The organism is Enterobacter sp. BIDMC92 (genome assembly GCF_001030225.1).
Taxonomy (GTDB): domain Bacteria; phylum Pseudomonadota; class Gammaproteobacteria; order Enterobacterales; family Enterobacteriaceae; genus Enterobacter; species Enterobacter sichuanensis.
In genome coordinates this window covers 252,662-272,780 of record NZ_KQ087598.1, presented here as the reverse complement: position 1 = coordinate 272,780, position 20,119 = coordinate 252,662, and the positions used below count along the sequence as shown (strand labels likewise).

The window sequence follows — 20,119 nt, the reverse complement described above, 5'->3', positions numbered from 1 at the left end:
CGAAGCCGCCACCCGACTTTTTTTATAAGAAATAGCTCATCGCCAGGCCTAAAAACAGCACCAGACCGACGTAGTTATTGTTCATAAACGCTTTAAAGCAGGCGTCACGTTCACGCTTCGCGATCAGCTTCTGCTGATAAGCAAACAGCAGACCTGCCACCAGCACTGACCAGTAAAACGCCCAGTTCAGACCGTTGAGGCGACCGATCGCCACCATCAGCGCCAGCACGGCAACCTGCAGAATCCCGATGATCAGCTTGTCGTGACGGCCAAACAGAATGGCGGTGGATTTGATGCCAATTTTCAGGTCGTCGTCGCGGTCAACCATCGCGTATTGGGTATCGTAAGCCACGGCCCAGAGAATGTTCGCCAGAAACATCAGCCAGCAACTGAGCGGTAAGGACTCACTAACCGCCGCAAACGCCATCGGAATCGACCAGCCAAACGCCGCGCCCAGCACAACCTGCGGCAGATGGGTGTAGCGCTTCATAAACGGATAAACCCAGGCCAGCGCCAGCGCTGCCACGGAGAGCAGAATGGTCATGGTGTTCAGGGTTAACACCAGCAGGAAGGAGAGCAGCACCAGAACAACGAACAGCACGCGGGCCTCTTTCCCGGTCACCTGCCCACTGGGTAACGGACGACCGGCAGTCCGTTTGACATGGCCGTCGAATTTACGGTCGGCATAGTCATTGACCACGCAGCCCGCCGCACGCATCAGCCAGACCCCGGCAACAAACACGCCAAGGATCCACAGCGGCGGCACGCCTGGCGTCGCCACCCACAGCGCCCATAAGGTCGGCCACAGCAACAGTAACGCGCCAATAGGTTTATCGGTACGCATTAAGCGGTGATAAGCCAACAGCTTATTCTGCGTCAGGCTCCACTCCATTTTTTCTTCCTCTTAGTACAACGGTGATGCCGGTAAAAAAAGCTCCGTCAGAATTAACGGTTTACCACTCAGGCGAAGGCGGGAACGACGCCCCCACAGTTCGGCATCACGACCAATTTCAATAAAATCCCGGGTAAGTTCTGACGAGGTGAAGAGATAACGCCCCAGCGGCGTTTTCCCCAGACGCTGCAGCGCCAGCTCGGGCCCGGAAAGGGTGGACTCGGGTACCACCGTCCGTCCGGCAAGCCACGGTTCACCGTCAGCACAGAGTAAAATTTCACGCAGCCAGTAACGAGGCTCCTGCGGCAGCAGCGGCTGTTCGCTGGCGATCTCATCGCCAGAGACAAACCCTTCCTGAATCAGGGTCACCGTGACCGTTTTCCCCTGCTGCTCAAAACGTTTCGTCATGGAATCTTCCAGCAACAGCCAGTCAAGCTGCTGCGGATCAAGCGCAGGGATGTGGTCGAAATAGCGCAGCGCACGCAGTTGCGTTAGCGCGGGGTGTGACATGCCAGACTCTCCGATACATAACGTACTGGCATTGTATCGCAGAAACGCGGATTGAGGGGGGCCAAACGTTATTTAACGATCACGATCGCAACAAGGGCGCAACAACCTGGACGAGACGAAAAAAAGTGCGCCCACTCAGGCGCACTAAACTACTAACAAATCAGCACTGTGGGGAAACGGTTACCCCTTGCCTTTTACACTGCTGATAAAGGTGGAACGGGCAGTGGTTGAACCTAAACGTTCGGCTTCATCAAGCAGTTTCAGCGCTTTATCGACATCGCCGCGCTTCACCGCCTGCTTAATGGCGTTGTTGAAGTACTCTTCGGTGTCGTTCAGTACCGGCTCAGCTTTCTTCGCCGGGGCCGGCGCTGCGGTCGCTACCGGTGCGGCTGCCGTGGCAGCTGGCGCGGCATAGACAGGTGCAGCGGTATTCCCTACGGTCACCGGCCCTGGGCCTGAGGAGCCAAACAGTGGGCCAACGAGTACGCTGGAGGCGCTATTGGTGGAGACTTTCAGTTTGATCAGGCCATCAGTGGTATGACGGGCAAGCGGGTCCGGAATATCCGGAACCGAGTTGCCGGTGCCTTTCGCATAGGCTTTCGCCGGGTCAACCAGCTTTGTGGTCTGCTGCAAATCTTTCTCGGTGGTGAAGACCAGCACGTAAATTTTTTGCTGTCCCAGGGCTGGCGTCAGGCGCATCACGCCTTGCAGGCGGTCTGCACTCATCACGCCAGGCTCCTGATAGCTAAAGTAGCTGCTCGGGAAGAAAGCAGAAGGCGTCAGGTTTTGGTCCAGAATCAGCACGTTCGGGGCAAATACGCTGGTCTGTTTGTCCACTTCACTGGTTAACGTCAGGGTCAGTTCACCAATATTGGCTGGCACGCTGTAGGCGGCAACCGGCCCGGTGATCCCGGGCACGTTCAGCTGTTGTCCGCCTGTAGAAAGTTGGGTGGATTGCGTCTTGGATTGATCAACCGGTGTCCAGGTCAGTTGCTGGAGCGCCGCCGCCGGGATAGCTGGCGCAGCGCTGGTATTTTGTGGCACGAAATTCACATCTGCCAGGGAGACCGCCGGAACACAGGCCATCAGCCCCGCAGAGAGGCACAGCGCGACGAGACTTTTCTTCATTTTCATTGTTATTACCTCTGATAGCGTGAGCACTGCGGTGGCCAGGCAATAGCGCGCAGCACCCTAAGGATAGAGGGGCTTTCGCCCCTCTTTTTAGGTCATTACGTCAGGTCTAACGAATTACCACCAGATTTCCATCTGGGCGCCGAAGGTCCACTCATCGTCGTCGCCACGGCTGAAGGTTTTCGCGGAAGTGTCACTGTATGCCACGCCAGAGGTGTAGCCGGTGTCACTGTTGTTCGCGTAACCCCATTTCTCATCCCACTTCGCGTAGGTTGCGAAGACACGGATAGCCGGACGAGACCAGATGCTGTCGCCTGCCTGCCATTGCTGTGCCAGGGTGATTTTGTACTGGCTGTTTTTCTCGTCAGTTCTCTGAGATTTGACGTTGTCGTAGCCCACTTCCAGCAAGGTGCTCATGATCGGCGTCCATTTGAACATTGGACGAACACCCACGGTCCACCACTCGGTACCGTTGTTGTTGTCACGATCGATGTTCTGGTACATACCGACGTACATCAGGTCCCAACGGTCTGCCAGGGTGATTGCACCGTGGTCCAGCACACGCCACATGGAGCCATCGTTATCAACGCTACCGCCCTGTGGAATACCTTTGCCGTTAGAGGTCATGGAATCCGTACCGTACTGCAGTACGAACTTGTTGAAGCCCTTCATCATGCTCTGGGTGTGTTCAGCAGTGAACAGCCAGCCATCTTTGGAGGCGCCAGGCTGCAGGTAGTAATCGTCTGGAATGTTGGTGTGACCGTAGTCAACACCCAGCTCCAGCGTACCGCCCGGGTTGGTTTCCAGACCGGCTAAACGCACGTCGAAGACATCGTTCGGCACGATACGATCATAGGTACGGTCGCCGTTAATATCGCGATCGGCGAAGGTGCCGGAACCGCCCGCTTCAGAAGAACGGGTGGCGGCCAGAGAGAGCTTACCAAAGCCCAGGTCGATGTTTTCGATACCCGCACCAGGACCAGAAATATCCCAGTAGTAGAAGTCGATCATGTGAACGTCATGACGCTGATAGAAGCGCTTACCGGCCCAGATGGTGGAGCCTGGCAGCCACTCAATCAGGTTTTTACCCTGCACGTTAGCTTCACGGAATGCCGGGCTGGTGGCTTCCCAGTCATTCTGCTGAGAAACGGAATACGCGACGTTGGTGTCAAAGTAGAAGCTCTTATCGCCCTCTTTCCACACTTCCTGGCCCAGTTTCAGTTCAGCATAGGTCTCACATTCGTTGCCGAGACGGTATTTACTTTGAGCACCGGTTGCCTGGAAACATTGTTGTTCACCGCCACTCCCGGTCCAGCCAATGCCGGAACGAGCATAACCTTTAAAGTCCACGGCGCCTGCCTGGGCAGACAGGATGCCTGCCGCAACGGCGATTGCCAGAGGGACTTGTTTGCGCAGAGTAATCATCATTCTATCTCCTGAGATCATTGCTTTTCTTTGAACACTTCACCTGTCGGTTTCGTGTCTTCTTTTGGGATTGCTTAAACGCCTGGCTCTTTATGCAACCGACGACATGCAGTGCCATCCTCACGGAACAGATGGCAACGCTCTGGCGGCAAGCCGATAGCGAATGTGGCACCCTCTTCTACCAACACCACGTCATTCTGGCGGTAGACCAGGTTCTGACGAATGGCGGGGATCTGGATATGAATCTGTGTTTCGTGACCAAGCTGTTCGACGACCTGAACCTCACCTTCCAGCGTCACATCGGCGATGTGGCTCGGCAGTAAATGCTCAGGACGAATACCGAGGGACATGTTTGCCCCCACCTGTACGTTGGCGCTGTCGACCGGCAGCCAGACTTGCTGACGGTTTGGCAGCTCCACCTGTACCTGTTCAATGGCTGTCGCGGTCACTTTAACGGGCAGGAAGTTCATCTTTGGCGAGCCAATAAAGCCCGCAACAAAGCGGTCTGCCGGGTAGTGATAGAGCTCCAGCGGTTTGCCCACCTGCGCCACGCGACCGGCATCCAGCACCACAATTTTGTCCGCCAGGGTCATCGCTTCGACCTGATCGTGGGTGACGTAAATCATCGTGCGGCCAAGACGTTTATGCAGACGGGAGATTTCGATACGCATCTGGACGCGCAGGGCGGCATCCAGGTTGGAAAGCGGTTCATCGAGCAGGAACACGCGCGGTTCGGCGACAAGGGTACGGCCAATCGCCACACGCTGACGCTGACCGCCGGAAAGCGCTTTCGGTTTACGCTCCAGCAGATGCGCAAGCTGTAACACTTCCGCCACCTGGGTGACGCGCTGGTTAATGACCTCTTTCTTCGCGCCGGCCAGCTTCAGACCGAAGGACATGTTCTCGGCCACGGAAAGATGGGGATAGAGTGCATAGGACTGGAACACCATCCCGACACCACGTTCGGCGGGTGGGATGTCGTTCATTCGGGTATCACCGATCAGCAAGTCGCCGCTGGTGATGGTTTCAAGACCGGCAATCATACGCAGCAGAGTTGATTTACCGCAGCCTGATGGGCCGACAAATACCACGAATTCACCTTCGTGGATGTCCAGATTGATGTCTTTCGACACCACAACATCGCCCCAGGCTTTCGTTACATTACGCAGCTGTACGCTCGCCATGCCCTTCTCCCTTCGTTACAACCTGTCACCGACAGAAACATTCAAGATAAGTTCACTATGGGGTATCCATTACTTTCCTGAATCCTCCACCCCCCGGCTTTTTTATGGGGGAGGAGGCGGGAGGATGAGAGAGCAGGCTCTGCGACCGTCGCTGGCGGGGTGAGGCGAAATTCGTGAAGCGGCCTGCAAAATTCAGTGTGTTTTTATGTGCGCCAGCACTCATAACTTAAATTTATGCAACAGAGATCACACAAACGGGGGGTGGGGCGTAGGGGTTGGGAGGATGGAAAGAGGATGTCAAATAAGGAGACTGAGTCACGTTGAACCACTGAAGTCATACCACGAGACATCACCAAAAAGGATGGCAGATATGAATATCAAGACTGGCGCACGCGTTTTCGCATTGTCCGCCCTCGCAGCAATGATGGTTTCCGCACCGGCGCTCGCCAAAATTGAAGAAGGCAAGCTGGTTATCTGGATTAACGGCGACAAAGGCTATAACGGCCTGGCCGAAGTGGGTAAAAAATTCGAGAAAGACACCGGTATCAAAGTCACCGTAGAGCACCCGGACAAACTGGAAGAGAAATTCCCGCAGGTTGCGGCAACGGGTGACGGTCCGGACATTATCTTCTGGGCACATGACCGCTTCGGTGGCTACGCACAGTCTGGTCTGCTGGCTGAAGTCACCCCGGACAAAGCCTTCCAGGACAAGCTGTTCCCGTTCACCTGGGACGCCGTTCGCTATAACGGCAAACTGATCGCTTACCCGGTTGCGGTAGAAGCCCTGTCTCTGATTTACAACAAAGACCTGGTACCTAACCCGCCGAAAACCTGGGAAGAGATCCCGAAACTGGATAAAGAGCTGAAAGCGAAAGGCAAGAGCGCGCTGATGTTCAACCTGCAGGAGCCGTACTTCACCTGGCCGCTGATTGCAGCCGACGGCGGTTACGCGTTCAAGTTTGAAAACGGCAAATATGACGTGAAAGACGTGGGCGTAGACAGCGCTGGCGCGAAAGCAGGCCTGACCTTCCTGGTTGACCTCATCAAGAACAAACACATGAACGCGGATACCGACTACTCCATCGCAGAAGCGGCGTTCAACAAAGGCGAAACCGCGATGACCATCAACGGTCCGTGGGCCTGGAGCAACATCGACAAGAGCAAAATCAACTACGGCGTGACGCTGCTGCCAACCTTCAAAGGCAAACCGTCTAAACCGTTCGTTGGCGTGCTGAGCGCCGGTATCAACGCGGCCAGCCCGAACAAAGAGCTGGCGAAAGAGTTCCTGGAAAACTACCTGCTGACCGATCAGGGTCTGGATGAAGTGAACAAGGACAAACCGCTGGGTGCTGTTGCGCTGAAATCCTTCCAGGATCAGCTGGCGAAAGATCCTCGTATCGCCGCCACCATGGATAACGCCCAGAAAGGCGAAATCATGCCGAACATCCCACAGATGGCCGCGTTCTGGTACGCCACTCGTACTGCCGTCATCAACGCCGCAAGCGGTCGTCAGACTGTCGATGCCGCGCTGAAAGATGCACAGGGTCGTATTACCAAGTAAGCAGAAAAACGGCGGGTGGCGCTTGCGCTTACCCGCCCTACGACTACGGCACGATCCGTAGGTCAGGTAAGCGCAGCGCCACCTGACGATAAGTTTTCACCGTTGTAGAGGAAAAACCCCATGGATGTCATTAAAAAGAAACGCTGGTGGCAAAGCGACGCGCTGAAATGGTCAGCGATAGGTCTGCTGAGTCTGCTGGTGGGTTACCTTGTTGTTTTAATGTACGTACAAGGGGAATATCTGTTTGCCATCATGACGCTGATTTTAAGCTCTGCTGGCCTGTATATTTTCGCCAACCGTAAAACCTATGCCTGGCGTTATGTCTATCCGGGCGTGGCCGGGATGGGGCTGTTTGTCCTTTTCCCGCTGATTTGTACTATCGCCATTGCGTTTACCAACTACAGCAGCACCAACCAGCTTGCGCAGGAACGCGCGCAGCAGGTCCTGCTGGACCGCTCTTATCAGGCCGGCAAGACCTTTAATTTCGGTCTGTATCCTGCCGGTAAAGAGTGGAAGTTAGCGCTCACTGACGAAGCTAGCGGCAAATACTATGTCTCCGACGCCTTCACGTTCGGCGGCGAACAGAAGCTGGCCTTAAAAGAGGCTGCCGCCCTGCCGGAAGGTGAACGCGCCAACCTGCGCGTCATTACCCAGAACCGTCAGGCGCTGACCCAGCTCACTGCCGTGTTGCCAGACGAAAGCAAAGTGACGATGAGCTCGCTGCGCCAGTTCTCCGGCACACAGCCGCTCTACACCCTGGCGGATGACGGCGCACTGACCAACAACCAGAGCGGCGTGAAATATCGTCCGAACAACGACATTGGTTTCTATCAGTCCATTACCGCCGACGGCAAATGGGGTGATGACAAACTCAGCCCGGGCTATACCGTGACCATCGGCTGGGACAACTTTACCCGCGTGTTCACCGACGAAGGTATTCAGAAACCGTTCTTCGCCATCTTTGTCTGGACAGTCGTCTTCTCGGTGCTGACCGTGCTGCTGACCGTGGCCGTGGGCATGGTGCTGGCCTGCCTGGTTCAGTGGGAGTCCCTGAAAGGGAAAGCGATTTACCGCGTGCTGCTGATCCTGCCCTATGCCGTACCGTCGTTCATCTCGATTCTGATTTTCAAAGGGCTGTTTAACCAGAGCTTCGGTGAAATCAACATGATGCTGAGCGCGCTGTTTGGCATCAAACCAGCCTGGTTCAGCGACCCGACCACCGCCCGCGCGATGATTATCATTGTGAATACCTGGCTGGGCTATCCGTACATGATGATCCTGTGCATGGGTCTGCTGAAGGCCATCCCGGACGACCTGTACGAAGCCTCAGCGATGGATGGCGCAGGCCCGTTCCAGAACTTCTTTAAGATTACGCTGCCGCTGCTTATTAAGCCGTTGACGCCGCTGATGATCGCCAGCTTCGCCTTTAACTTTAACAACTTCGTGCTGATTCAGCTGTTGACCAACGGTGGTCCGGACCGTCTTGGCACCACCACGCCGGCCGGCTATACCGACCTGCTCGTGAGCTACACCTACCGTATCGCTTTCGAAGGCGGCGGCGGACAGGACTTCGGTCTGGCGGCAGCGATTGCCACCCTGATCTTCCTGCTGGTTGGCGCTCTGGCGATTGTGAATCTGAAAGCCACACGTATGAAATTTGACTAAGGAGGGCAACGATCATGGCTATGGTACAACCCAAATCTCAAAAACTGCGCCTCCTCGTGACGCACTTAGGTCTGCTGATTTTTATCGCGGCGATCATGTTCCCGCTGCTGATGGTTATCGCCATCTCCCTGCGTTCGGGTAACTTCGCCACCGGGAGCCTGATCCCGGACGAAATATCCTGGGAGCACTGGAAGCTCGCGTTGGGCTTCAGCGTGGAACACGCGGATGGCCGCGTCACGCCACCGCCGTTCCCGGTCCTGCTTTGGCTGTGGAACTCGGTGAAAATCGCAGGTATTACCGCGGTTGGTATCGTGGCGCTTTCCACCACCTGCGCTTACGCCTTCGCCCGTATGCGTTTCCCGGGCAAAGCGACGCTGCTGAAAGGGATGCTGATTTTCCAGATGTTCCCGGCAGTGCTCTCCCTGGTGGCGCTGTATGCCCTGTTTGACCGCCTGGGCCAGTATGTGCCGTTTATCGGTCTCAACACCCACGGCGGCGTAATCTTCGCTTATCTGGGCGGTATCGCACTGCATGTGTGGACCATTAAAGGCTATTTCGAAACCATCGACGGTTCGCTGGAAGAAGCAGCCGCGCTGGATGGGGCAACCCCGTGGCAGGCGTTCCGTCTGGTGCTGCTGCCGCTCTCGGTGCCAATCCTGGCGGTGGTGTTTATCCTGTCGTTTATCGCCGCCATCACCGAAGTGCCTGTCGCGTCGCTGTTGCTGCGCGATGTCAACAGCTACACCCTGGCCGTAGGGATGCAGCAATACCTCAACCCGCAAAACTACCTGTGGGGTGACTTTGCCGCAGCGGCCGTACTCTCTGCCATCCCGATTACCGTGGTGTTCCTGCTGGCGCAGCGCTGGCTGGTCAACGGCCTGACGGCGGGCGGTGTGAAAGGTTAAGTTTCATTTTGTTATGCCACTGCAACCCTCAACTTTAGACGTATTGTATTGACCCAACTTGTGACTGTTGTTAGGCGCTCTTCGGAGCGCCATTTTTTTATTCTCGCTTCAGCCGCTTCGAATTACACAGCCAAAGGGTGATCACCAGCAGCAGGATCGCCGCCGAGTAGATCAGCACATCGAGGGGGGATTTATGATCGACGATTATCAGCCGCACTATCGCGGTGATCCCAATGTAGACAAAATAGCGTAGCGGGAAGTGAAAGCCTGACTGAAAATATTTCACAATCAGGGCGATAAATTCAAAGTAGAGAAAGTAGACCACCAGTCCTTCCACCAGCGCATATTTGCTGGTTTGCTCGGGGGCGAACAGCACATCCGCCAGATGCACCGTCTCTTTACCCAAAAAGACGACCAGTATCAGGCCAAGGCTCAGCAGACCGAGGTTCAGCACGGTCTGGAGGATTGTTGAGATAAACTCAACGCGCGGGCGAGTCAGGGATGTCATACAGCACCTCATTCTCCAGGGCGAGGTTCCTGTATAACGCAAAAATGTGACGTGGATCTATATTTTTTAATTATGTTTTATGTACGGAGGTAAACGATGGAGCGCAAACCCACCGGGGTTCGTAACGTCACCTGTGGCGAAAATGTCACCGTGTACGAACCGGCCAATCTTTATGACTGCGTGCTCGGTAACGGGGTATTCGTCGGCCCGTTTGTTGAAATTCAGGGCAATACGCGAATTGGCGACGACAGCAAGATCCAGTCGCACACCTTCATCTGTGAGTACGTCACTGTCGGCGAACGCTGTTTTATCGGCCATGGTGTGATGTTTGCCAACGACCTGTTTCGCGAAGGCAAACCCAATGCTGACCGGAACAGCTGGGGGCGAATTACCGTAGGGAATGATGTATCGATAGGCAGCGGTGCCACCATCCTGGCGGTCGCCATCTGCGATGGCGCGGTGATTGGCGCAGGCAGCGTGGTAACCAAATCCATCACCAAGAAAGGCATTTATGCCGGGAATCCGGCGAGGCTTCTGCGCCGCCTGTAGGTCGCCCGGTGGCGCTGGCGCTTACCGGGCCTACGAAACCGTAGGCCGGGCAAACGCAGTGCCGCCCGGCAATCAGGCATCAGCGGAAGTTAATGTTCTTATCGCTGGTCATGTCGTACAGCTGGAACTTACGACCCAGCTGCTGACCGCCGTCACGCGTCAGCGGCGTCCAGCCAATGGCCGCGCGGCTGCGGGTTGGGCCTGACGAGAAGAGATCCAGCGGAATTGACACATACACCCCTTTGGTGAAGTCCCCTTCCCCGTATTCGTCCGGCGAGACGTTGGTGATGGTGGCGTAACCGCCCACGACCACGCCGCTGTCGAAGTGTTTAGAGATATCCAGCGTGCCGCCCTTATCGCCCGCCAGGTACTGACCGACGCTGGCTTTTACCAGCACATCAGGCGCAAACGACGGCGTCCAGTAGGCGGTCAGATGGCCCGTTTTGACGCTGTAGTCGGTGAACTTCATCATGTCCTGCGCGCTGCGCCAGTCACGCTGCTTGACGTAGTTGGCATCAATACCAAACGCCCAGTTGCTGTCCACCGGACGATACAGCACTTCCGCCCCCGCGCCGCCGTACATGGTTTCCAGGTACCCCCCGTAGACCTGGCCGTAGAAGCCGTTGCCAAAGTACTGGAAGTAGTTGGCCTGCAGGTTGTTCACGTAGGCATCGTTCTGCACATATTCACGCACGCGGGTACGCACGCGCGGCAGCGTCGAGTCCTTTGGCGGGTTGGTGTAGTTGAACTTGTCGTAGTTGTTGGCGATGTTGCCAAACAGGCTGCCGGTGGTCAGCAGGTGGTCGGTGAGCCACAGATCCGCCGTCGCCATGACCCCGAGCTGATACATGTAGAAGTTTTCCGGCCCGCCGACGGACTGGTTCAGCACCGGATCGATATGGAAATCAAAGCGCGATTTATCGATATACCAGCCCTGTTCGGTAGTGTCCGGCACGATCGGCTCAACGCGTTTTTGCACCAGTTCGGTTTCATGCCCCAGCGGTTCGCCTTCCAGATGGCGCTTGAGGCTGGCGACGTCCGTTTCCGTTGTCACCTGCGGCAGGTTGAGACGGTTCTCCGTCACGCGGATCGTACGGATCCCGTCCGGCAGATCGTTCATGATGATCCGGTTGGCGCGCTCGATCCCTTCCCGCGAGTCGCGATATTTCACCTGCTCACCGGTGACGTACAGCGTATCCCCTTTGACCTGAATTTTCGGATCGGCGAGGCCTGCGTTGTATTTCAGCAACGTCAGCTGGTTTGCCACCACGGAGTGCTGCAGGATCGCATCCTGCGGCTCCGGCTGGTATGCAGGCCGCGCGTTGTCGTTGTAGTGCGGGCGCATGTCGTTAAAGTTGGTGCGCAGCGTGAAGCCAAACATCACCGTATTGCCACGCTCGTAGCTGAGGTTAACGTCAGCCCAGTCAGTGACGCGATAAATGGCGCCGACGTTAAACTTGCTCTTCTGCTCAATCTTCCCGGCGAAATCCTGCGAGTAGTTATTACCTTCGTACTCCAGCTTCAGGCGCAGCGGCTGCCAGGGGGTCTGATATTCCACACCGCCAAACAGCGATGCCGGGCCGTGGAACATCTGGTCGCCATTGATGGATCCCGCTTTCTGATAACTGTTATCGCGGTAGCAGTATTTATCGCTGTAGGAGCAGAACGGGTTGGTCACGTTACCGCTGGTGCCCAGATAGCCCCATCCCAGGCCGAGAGAGAAGTCGAACGGTCCCCAGGCTTTGCTGGCGACGACGTATTCCGCATCAAACAGACCGGTACCGCCGATATCACGCGCGCCAACGGAGACCTGCGGCATCCAGTAGCTCTCTTCCCACAGACGCAGTTTGACGTCGAAGGCTTTATCTTTGTAGGTCTGATCGCCAGAGAAGGACTCAACGCTGCTGTATTTTTTGGTGCGCACGTCGGTGTAGCGCAGCGTGGTTTCAAGCCACGGGAATAGCTGCACAGACGCCGAGTAGTAGCGATACTGGTCGTTATCGCGGTAGTTAAGGCTCAATTCACCTTCACGCGCCATTCGCGCGGTGGGAGTCTGCATTAAACCGACGCCACCGAAGTCTGACTGAGACGGGCCAATGGGTGCCGGATACGTTTCTGCGTGGCAGGCGGCGCTCACGCAGAGCGCCAGCATGCTGTAGAGATAGGTTCTTTTCATTATTCCGGTATCCGCTGAATCAGGGAGTGAAGGATATCGGCGTTAAGCCCGTCATAGGCCTTCGTCCAGAAATGGTCGGCAAAACCGACAAAAATCACGCTGCCAGGCGCAGGTTCGATATGGCGTTTGTTCCAGTAAGCAACCGGGGCTTTTTGCGTGTGCCCGTCCGGGTAAACCACCCAGGCGTAGCTGTTGTCCGCTCCGCTCAGCAGGCTTTGCTCGTCAAGATAGCTCGCCACATCGCGACCCGGCGTAAAAGGCTTGTTACCCGGGCTGCTGATCAGTCCGAAGACGGTAATGGTGGCAGGCTGTGCCGGTAGCCAGAGCGTGTAATCGCCTTCCAGCGCCGGGTTGCCGTTCTCCGACACCCGCACGTCATCCGGATCGAGATTGACCTGCAGCCGTCCTGTTATTTTCAAAGCCTGAAGCTGCTGGCGAACGCTGTTAATCGCTGCCGCGTCATCACCGTCTTCCTGCTCCGCTAACCCCGTAAGCCTGGCGAGAAGCGCCTTGTGCTGTTGTTCCGCTTCAGCAGTCTTCTGGCGTTCAGCGATGACCGCGCCCGACCACCAGCTGTTTGCCAGACGTGGCTGGCCGACGAGATCGATAAGATGACCGGCATTGGTCAACGTTTTAGGCTGCGTGCTCTCCGGGGTATAGACCTTCACCGTTCCGGCAGACCATGCGAGCGGTGTGGTAAAGCTTGCGATCAGCGCAACGCGAATAAGTGTTTTCATGATTTCGCGGCCTTGATCAGCGTGGTTTTGACCGGGAAGAATCCGGCGCCGAGATACTGCAGGGACTGGCGGATCTGCCCGTCATCGTCGATCCAGAAACGGTTATGCCAGGTGGCCTGATCGGTGACGACCTCTTCATCCAGCACGCGAACACGGGTTTCATCGCTACCCACGCTGACGCTGTCCGTGCCGTTCCAGAGGAAGGTTGAACGCGCCGTGGCGTAACGCACCTGCTTATGTTCGGTCCAGCCCATCGTGCGCGTCCAGCTTGCGCCGTCGGTAATCTGGTTCGGTTTGATCAGCGGGTCGGCCGCGAGGTTATTCACCTCAAGCAGGTTATCGCCGCCCAACAGGGTTTTTACGATACGACCGTGCTGCGTCACGATGGTGGCCTGATCCTGCGTCACCCATTTCTGCTGCCCGTTTTCATCGAAAGCGAGCACCACAAACAGTTGCGGGCCATCGTTAAGCTGCATGTACTGGCTTGCATACGGCATGTTTTGCAGTTCGTCATCGGTCAGATGCACGCCCGGTGTGCCGAACATGCTCTCCCACAGTGAGTTTCCCAGCCCTTTGGTGGTGGCCGAGCACGCCTGCAACAGCAGGCAAATCAGGATGATCCCAGGTCGCTTCACGACTCTTCTCCGCATTATTGCCGGGTGGCGCTACTCGTACCCGGCCTACAGGTCCCGAAGGCTACTGAAAAGCCAGAATAACCACACCGAAGTGTGGTTATGATTAAAACACCCGCTATTACTGGGTGCTGGTTGTCGTGGTGGTCGTGGTTCCGGTATTGGAGCCATCACCGCCACCGGTTGCCGCCAGCGCGACACCCACGGCTGAACTTACGGTGCTGGCGCTGGCCGCGGTAGAACTTCCCGCAGACGCAGACGTCGCAGCCGAACCTGCCGCTTCCCCGACCTGAACCGGAGCTGCATAAACAGATGTCGCCGCAAGCGCAGATATGGCAAAAATGCCATACAGTACTTTCTTCATAAGAATTTCCCTTCATTGAATGAATGGAGATTTGCCCAAAAAGAATTTCAGGCGGATTCGAGTATACACAACTCCCGCCGCGGGTTTGCCGTCCGGGGAAATAGGAAAGGGGTTTTCAGACTAATGGATAAAATTGAAAGATAAGAGCAATTAACCAAATATAGAAAACATATAAATCAATAAGATAGAATTAAAAAGAGACTATGCCGTTATCCGTATATTCCTAAAGTAAACCTCAGTCATTAACGGGTTAACGGCTTTTTTCAGATTAAACTCAGTACAGGAATTTGAGCTAAATAACAGACATCAGGAATTATCTGATAAAAAAATGCCGGCATATCGCCGGCACATTTTCATGACAATTTAATTACGCACGCCATGCTTTATAACGGTTAATCAAGCCATTGGTCGAGCTGTCGTGGCTGGTGATCGCGTTATCGTCACCCAGCTCTGGCAGGATACGGTTTGCCAGCTGTTTGCCCAGCTCAACGCCCCACTGGTCAAAGGTGAAGATGTTCAGGATTGCGCCCTGAGTAAAGATTTTGTGCTCATACAGGGCAATCAGCGCACCCAGGCTGAACGGCGTGATTTCGCGCAGCAGGATGGAGTTGGTTGGACGGTTGCCTTCGAACACTTTGAACGGGACAACGTGGTCCAGCGTGGCCGGATCTTTACCCTGGTCGCGGTATTCCTGCTCAACCACCTCGCGGGATTTACCAAACGCCAGCGCTTCGGTCTGGGCGAAGAAGTTCGACAGCAGCTTCGGATGATGGTCGGACAGCGGGTTATGGGTGATAGCCGGGGCGATGAAATCGCACGGTACCATTTTGGTGCCCTGGTGAATCAGCTGGTAGAAGGCATGCTGGCCGTTAGTACCCGGCTCGCCCCAGATGATTGGCCCGGTCTGGTAATCCACCGCGTTGCCGTTACGGTCAACATATTTACCGTTGGATTCCATGTTGCCCTGCTGGAAGTAAGCAGCAAAGCGGTGCATGTACTGGTCATACGGCAGGATCGCTTCGGTTTCGGCACCGAAGAAGTTGTTGTACCAGATACCGATCAGCGCCAGCAGCACCGGCAGGTTTTTCTCAGGTGAGGTGGTGGAGAAGTGTTTATCCATCGCGTGCGCGCCGGAGAGCAGCTCAACGAAATTGTCGAAGCCCACGGACAGGATGATGGACAGACCGATCGCGGACCACAGAGAGTAACGGCCGCCAACCCAGTCCCAGAACTCAAACATATTCGCGGTATCGATACCGAACTCGCTGACCGCTTTACCGTTGGTGGACAGCGCCGCGAAGTGTTTCGCCACGTGCTTGTTGTCGCCCGCGGTTTTCAGGAACCAGTCGCGCGCGCTGTGGGCGTTGGTCATGGTTTCCTGGGTGGTAAAGGTTTTAGACGCGACCAGGAACAGGGTGGTTTCCGGGTTCACGTTTTTCAGCACTTCGGCGATGTGGGTACCATCAACGTTCGAGACAAAGTGCATGTTGAGGTGGTTTTTGTACGGGCGCAGCGCTTCGGTCACCATGAACGGACCGAGGTCAGAACCACCGATACCGATGTTAACCACGTCGGTAATCGGTTTGCCGGTGTAACCTTTCCAGCTTCCGGAGATGATCGCTTCAGAGAAGGCTTTCATCTTTTCCAGCACCGCGTTCACTTCCGGCATAACGTCTTTGCCGTCGACGATGATTGGGGTATTGCTACGGTTACGCAGGGCCACATGCAGCACGGCACGATCTTCGGTGCGGTTGATCTTCTCACCGGAGAACATGGATTTGATGGCGTCGGCCAGTTCAGTCTCTTTCGCCAGATCCTGCAGTTTTGCCAGCGTCTCTTCGGTGATACGGTTTTTGGAGAAATCCACCAGCATCAGGTCATCGAAAGTCGCGGAGAACTTATTGAAACGATCGGCATCTTTCGCGAACAGATCCGCGATGGTGACGTCTTTCATTTCATCAAAATGTTTCTGGAGTGCCTGCCAGGCAGCGGTCTGCGTTGGGTTGATGTTTTTCATTAGCAATACTCTTCTGATTTGAGAATTGTGACTGCGGTCGATTGTAGCGCCTGCAAATAAAAATTGTGATGGTTTTTATGCCATTGCCCTGGCCTGCATCAAACACAGGTGAAAAGACCCGAAAAGTATAGCTGCTGTATTGCCCTTCTGCGGCGGCGAAAAGTCGGTCAAAAAGCCCTAAAACGGAGCATAAAATCTGGCCCTGTTATAAGTCCTGTTTCTCAGGGGTACCCCCCCATAAAAAATCCGCATAATCCCAGCATTGACAGGACCTCCCCCACATTTTATTTATAGGGCCGTATTTTGCGCCTGCACCTGTTTTCGTTTCATTCTTGTGCCATGGTCGCTTATTCATTCCCTGACACGAGGTTGTTATGACGAGTTTTGTGGTCGCCAAATTTGGCGGCACCAGTGTGGCCGATTACGATGCCATGAACCGCAGCGCCGATGTGGTGCTGGCCGATCCGAATACCCGCCTGGTGGTGCTTTCCGCCTCTGCCGGCGTGACGAACCTGCTGGTTTCTCTGTCTGAAGGACTGGAAGCGACAGAACGTTTCGTTAAGCTGGATGCACTGCGCAAAATTCAGTTCGACATCCTTGAACGTCTGCAGAACCCGAACGTCATTCGGGAGGAAGTGGAACGTCTGCTGGAAAATATCACCACGCTGGCCGAAGCGGCCTCTCTGGCAACCTCCACCGCCCTGACAGACGAACTGGTCAGCCACGGTGAACTGATGTCCACCCTGCTGTTCGTGGAAATCATGCGCGAGCGTAATATTCCGGCGCAGTGGTTTGACGTGCGCAAAGTGATGCGTACCAGCGATCGCTTTGGCCGCGCCGAGCCGGACGTAGAAGTGCTGGCCGAGCTGACCACTCAGCAGCTGGCCCCACGCCTGGCCGATGGCATTGTGATCACCCAGGGCTTTATCGGCAGTGAAGCAAAAGGGCGCACAACAACGCTTGGCCGTGGCGGCAGCGACTATACCGCCGCGCTGCTGGGCGAAGCCCTGCATGCCACCCGCGTCGATATCTGGACTGACGTTCCAGGCATTTACACCACCGATCCGCGCGTCGTTTCTGCGGCCAAACGTATTGATGTCATCGCTTTTGAAGAGGCGGCGGAAATGGCCACCTTCGGCGCGAAAGTGCTGCACCCTGCCACGCTGCTGCCGGCCGTGCGCAGCGATATTCCGGTGTTCGTCGGCTCCAGTAAAGATCCGAAAGCGGGCGGTACGCTGGTCTGCAAGAAAACGGAAAACCCACCGCTGTTCCGCGCGCTGGCCCTGCGCCGTCGCCAGACGCTGGTGACGCTCCACAGCCACAATATGCTGCACTCGCGTGGTTTCCTGGCGGAAGTGTTTGGTATTCTGGCGCGCCATAATATCTCCGTGGATCTGATCACCACTTCTGAAGTGAGCATTGCGCTGACGCTGGACACCACCGGCTCTACCTCCACCGGTGACACCCTGCTGACACAGTCGCTGCTGATTGAGCTGTCTGAGCTGTGCCGCGTGGAAGTGGAAGAAGACCTGGCGCTGGTAGCCATCATCGGCAACAAACTGTCCCGCGCCTGCGGCGTAGGCAAAGAAGTGTTCGGCGTGCTCGACCCGTTCAATATCCGTATGATTTGCTACGGCGCGTCCAGCTATAACCTCTGCTTCCTGGTGCCTGCCGATCAGGCCGAGCAGGTGGTGCAGAAACTTCATCAGAATTTGTTTGAATAAAATTCGTTAGCACGATAAACATTATCTACAAGCCGGGCACAGACCCGGCTTTTTCATAACTAAACAACACGACAATACTGCAAGGAATCCACTATGTTATCCGCCATTACCCGGCTGTTCCCGCTCTGGGCGCTGCTGCTCTCCGTACTCGCGTATTACACTCCCGCTACGTTCACGGGCATTGGTCCGTGGGTCACCACGCTGCTGATGTTGATCATGTTCGGTATGGGTGTCCACCTGAAAATCGACGACTTCAAACGCGTGCTGTCCCGCCCGGCGCCTGTCGCAGCAGGGATTTTCCTGCACTACCTGGTGATGCCGCTTGCGGCGTGGCTACTGGCAATGGCCTTTAAGATGCCGCCCGACCTCTCCGCCGGGATGGTGCTGGTGGGTAGCGTGGCCAGCGGCACGGCGTCTAACGTGATGATCTACCTGGCAAAAGGCGACGTGGCGCTTTCCGTCACTATCTCTTCCGTCTCAACGCTGGTGGGCGTAATTGCCACACCGCTGTTAACCCGCCTGTACGTGGACGCGCATATTCAGGTGGATGTGATGGGCATGCTGCTGAGCATTCTGCAGATTGTGGTGATCCCGATTGCGCTGGGCCTGGTCATTCACCATCTTTTCCCGCGCGTGGTGAAAGCGGTTGAGCCGTATCTGCCTGCCTTTTCGATGGTCTGTATTCTGGCCATCATCAGCGCCGTGGTGGCGGGCTCCGCGTCGCACATTGCTTCCGTGGGGTTTGTGGTAATCGTCGCTGTGGTGCTGCATAACACCATCGGCCTGCTGGGCGGCTACTGGGGCGGGAAGCTGTTTGGTTTTGACGAATCGACCTGCCGCACGCTGGCAATCGAGGTAGGCATGCAGAACTCCGGCCTGGCGGCAGCGCTCGGGAAAATTTACTTTTCACCGCTGGCGGCATTGCCGGGAGCCCTGTTCTCCGTCTGGCATAACCTCTCCGGTTCGCTGCTGGCGGGCTACTGGTCAGGAAAACCGATAGAAGAAAAGCCACAGGAAATTGGCGAATATCGTCTTTAACAGTCGGGTGGCGCTACGCTTACCCGACCTACGCTCTCCGCACGCGCAAGCCGGGGAAAAAAGGGGCTTAACGCCCCTTCTTTTTACGTCCCGGTTGCGTAAAGCGTTTACCTGCGGGCTTGCCTCGCCCTTTCTCTTCCGACTGCGGTGCTTTCACGACCGGGCGTTTAATCGCCTGAGTTTTCGGTTTGGCTTTGGCCTTCGGCTTCGCTTCAGACGAGGAGTTCTCGATAAGCTTAAACAGCTCGATCAGTTCATCATCGGTTAAATCGCGCCACTCGCCCAGCGGGATACCGGACAGGCTGACGTTCATGATGCGGGTACGCTCAAGCTTCGTCACTTCATAGCCAAAGTATTCACACATACGGCGGATCTGGCGGTTTAAGCCCTGCACCAGAGTAATGCGGAACGCGAACGGCGCCTCTTTCTTCACCTTACACTTTTTCGTGACGGTCCCAAGGATCGGCACACCGGCGCCCATGCCGCGAATAAACTCGTCCGTGACCGGCTTATTCACCGTCACAATGTACTCTTTCTCGTGATCGTTACCGGCACGCAGGATTTTGTTGACCAGATCGCCGTGGTTGGTGAGGAAAATCAGCCCCTGAGAGTCTTTATCCAGACGGCCGATCGGGAAGATACGGCTGCTGTGGTTCACGAAATCAACAATGTTATCCCGCTCGCCATCTTCCGTGGTGCTGACAATCCCAACCGGTTTATTCAACGCGATAAACACCAGGTCTTCAGCATCGCGAGGTTCGATGAGCTGACCATTCACTTTTACCACGTCGCCAGGCATCACCTGGTCACCAATCGTGGCGCGTTTGCCGTTGAGGAACACGTTACCCTGTTCAATGTAACGGTCCGCCTCGCGACGTGAGCAGATCCCGCTCTCGCTAATGTATTTGTTTAATCGGGTTGATTGAGTTGGCAGCATAGTTTCTCCTGTGAAGGCGAAATATACCTTAGGTTTGGGCTGGAAAAAAAGATTAGCCGACGGTAACTGAGACGGGTTTTTTAGTTTGCGAGACACTTTCAGGATTTAGCGTCAGGCCATTTATCCTTGAGCTAACTCCTTTTAGCGTTACTCCCCACATACAT

General features: G+C 55.7%; 18 protein-coding genes. 6 read left to right on the top strand and 12 right to left on the bottom strand.

The features are described 5' to 3' along the window. Positions 1-22: 22 nt before the first annotated feature. The 5 genes from ubiA to malK all read right to left on the bottom strand — a co-directional run bounded on the left by ubiA (position 23) and on the right by malK (position 5,142). Positions 23-892 (bottom strand): 4-hydroxybenzoate octaprenyltransferase, encoded by an 870-nt coding sequence (gene ubiA, locus SP99_RS01275; protein ID WP_025758979.1) that lies wholly within the window; start codon positions 890-892, stop codon positions 23-25. 12 nt (positions 893-904) lie between these two features. Then, complete coding sequence (gene ubiC, locus SP99_RS01270; RefSeq protein WP_047957525.1) at positions 905-1,402, bottom strand: chorismate lyase; 498 nt, start codon at positions 1,400-1,402, stop codon at positions 905-907. A gap of 180 nt (positions 1,403-1,582) precedes the next feature. Beyond that, complete coding sequence (gene malM, locus SP99_RS01265; RefSeq protein ID WP_025758984.1) at positions 1,583-2,536, bottom strand: maltose operon protein MalM; 954 nt, start codon at positions 2,534-2,536, stop codon at positions 1,583-1,585. Between the two features lie 114 nt (positions 2,537-2,650). Continuing rightward, a complete protein-coding gene (locus SP99_RS01260; RefSeq protein WP_025758986.1) occupies positions 2,651-3,961 on the bottom strand; it encodes a maltoporin in 1,311 nt (436 codons plus the stop codon). Between the two features lie 71 nt (positions 3,962-4,032). Then, complete coding sequence (gene malK, locus SP99_RS01255; RefSeq protein ID WP_008500080.1) at positions 4,033-5,142, bottom strand: maltose/maltodextrin ABC transporter ATP-binding protein MalK; 1,110 nt, start codon at positions 5,140-5,142, stop codon at positions 4,033-4,035. Positions 5,143-5,512: 370 nt separating this feature from the next. Between malK and malE the strand changes: the two genes are divergently transcribed. The 3 genes from malE (at position 5,513) to malG (ending at position 9,273) form a co-directional block, all read left to right on the top strand. Next, positions 5,513-6,703, top strand: a complete 1,191-nt coding sequence (malE, locus tag SP99_RS01250) for a maltose/maltodextrin ABC transporter substrate-binding protein MalE (RefSeq protein WP_032672582.1) — start codon at positions 5,513-5,515, stop codon at positions 6,701-6,703. 120 nt (positions 6,704-6,823) lie between these two features. Continuing rightward, on the top strand, positions 6,824-8,368 hold the full coding sequence (gene malF / locus SP99_RS01245; protein ID WP_047957524.1) for a maltose ABC transporter permease MalF: 1,545 nt from the start codon (positions 6,824-6,826) through the stop codon (positions 8,366-8,368). Positions 8,369-8,382: 14 nt separating this feature from the next. Next, positions 8,383-9,273, top strand: coding sequence for a maltose ABC transporter permease MalG (gene malG, locus SP99_RS01240; protein WP_025758991.1), 891 nt, complete (start codon positions 8,383-8,385; stop codon positions 9,271-9,273). Between the two features lie 97 nt (positions 9,274-9,370). Here the strand turns inward: malG and psiE are convergent, their stop codons facing one another. Continuing rightward, positions 9,371-9,781 carry a phosphate-starvation-inducible protein PsiE gene (psiE, locus tag SP99_RS01235; protein WP_000202963.1) on the bottom strand — a complete coding sequence of 137 codons (411 nt, stop codon included), beginning with the start codon at positions 9,779-9,781 and terminating at the stop codon, positions 9,371-9,373. A 96-nt stretch (positions 9,782-9,877) separates the two neighbouring features. Here psiE and SP99_RS01230 point away from each other — a divergent pair, with 96 nt between their 5' ends. After that, on the top strand, positions 9,878-10,330 hold the full coding sequence (locus SP99_RS01230) for an acyltransferase (protein WP_047957523.1): 453 nt from the start codon (positions 9,878-9,880) through the stop codon (positions 10,328-10,330). Positions 10,331-10,409: 79 nt separating this feature from the next. On the opposite strand, the gene SP99_RS01225 is transcribed toward SP99_RS01230, so the two are convergent. The 5 genes from SP99_RS01225 to pgi all read right to left on the bottom strand — a co-directional run bounded on the left by SP99_RS01225 (position 10,410) and on the right by pgi (position 16,256). Next, the gene (locus SP99_RS01225; protein WP_045286175.1) at positions 10,410-12,506 is read right to left on the bottom strand and encodes a YjbH domain-containing protein; all 2,097 of its coding nucleotides are present in this window, start codon (positions 12,504-12,506) and stop codon (positions 10,410-10,412) included. Beyond that, entirely contained in the window at positions 12,506-13,243 is a 738-nt protein-coding gene (locus tag SP99_RS01220; protein ID WP_047957522.1) for a capsule biosynthesis GfcC family protein, read from the bottom strand. Before SP99_RS01220 ends, SP99_RS01225 begins: the two co-directional genes overlap by 1 nt. Further along, the gene (locus tag SP99_RS01215) at positions 13,240-13,878 is read right to left on the bottom strand and encodes a YjbF family lipoprotein (RefSeq protein ID WP_047957521.1); all 639 of its coding nucleotides are present in this window, start codon (positions 13,876-13,878) and stop codon (positions 13,240-13,242) included. The genes SP99_RS01220 and SP99_RS01215 overlap by 4 nt, the downstream gene beginning before the upstream one ends. A gap of 118 nt (positions 13,879-13,996) precedes the next feature. Beyond that, on the bottom strand, positions 13,997-14,239 hold the full coding sequence (gene yjbE / locus SP99_RS01210; RefSeq protein WP_008503423.1) for an exopolysaccharide production protein YjbE: 243 nt from the start codon (positions 14,237-14,239) through the stop codon (positions 13,997-13,999). 367 nt (positions 14,240-14,606) lie between these two features. Beyond that, complete coding sequence (pgi, locus tag SP99_RS01205) at positions 14,607-16,256, bottom strand: glucose-6-phosphate isomerase (RefSeq protein WP_047957520.1); 1,650 nt, start codon at positions 16,254-16,256, stop codon at positions 14,607-14,609. A 374-nt stretch (positions 16,257-16,630) separates the two neighbouring features. On the opposite strand from pgi, the gene lysC reads away from it, so the two are divergent. Both lysC and panS read left to right on the top strand, forming a co-directional pair. Next, a complete protein-coding gene (lysC, locus tag SP99_RS01200) occupies positions 16,631-17,980 on the top strand; it encodes a lysine-sensitive aspartokinase 3 (protein ID WP_047957519.1) in 1,350 nt (449 codons plus the stop codon). 93 nt (positions 17,981-18,073) lie between these two features. After that, entirely contained in the window at positions 18,074-19,018 is a 945-nt protein-coding gene (gene panS, locus SP99_RS01195) for a ketopantoate/pantoate/pantothenate transporter PanS (protein ID WP_047957518.1), read from the top strand. Positions 19,019-19,085: 67 nt separating this feature from the next. Here the strand turns inward: panS and rluF are convergent, their stop codons facing one another. Further along, complete coding sequence (rluF, locus tag SP99_RS01190; protein ID WP_023621411.1) at positions 19,086-19,955, bottom strand: 23S rRNA pseudouridine(2604) synthase RluF; 870 nt, start codon at positions 19,953-19,955, stop codon at positions 19,086-19,088. Positions 19,956-20,119 lie beyond the last annotated feature (164 nt).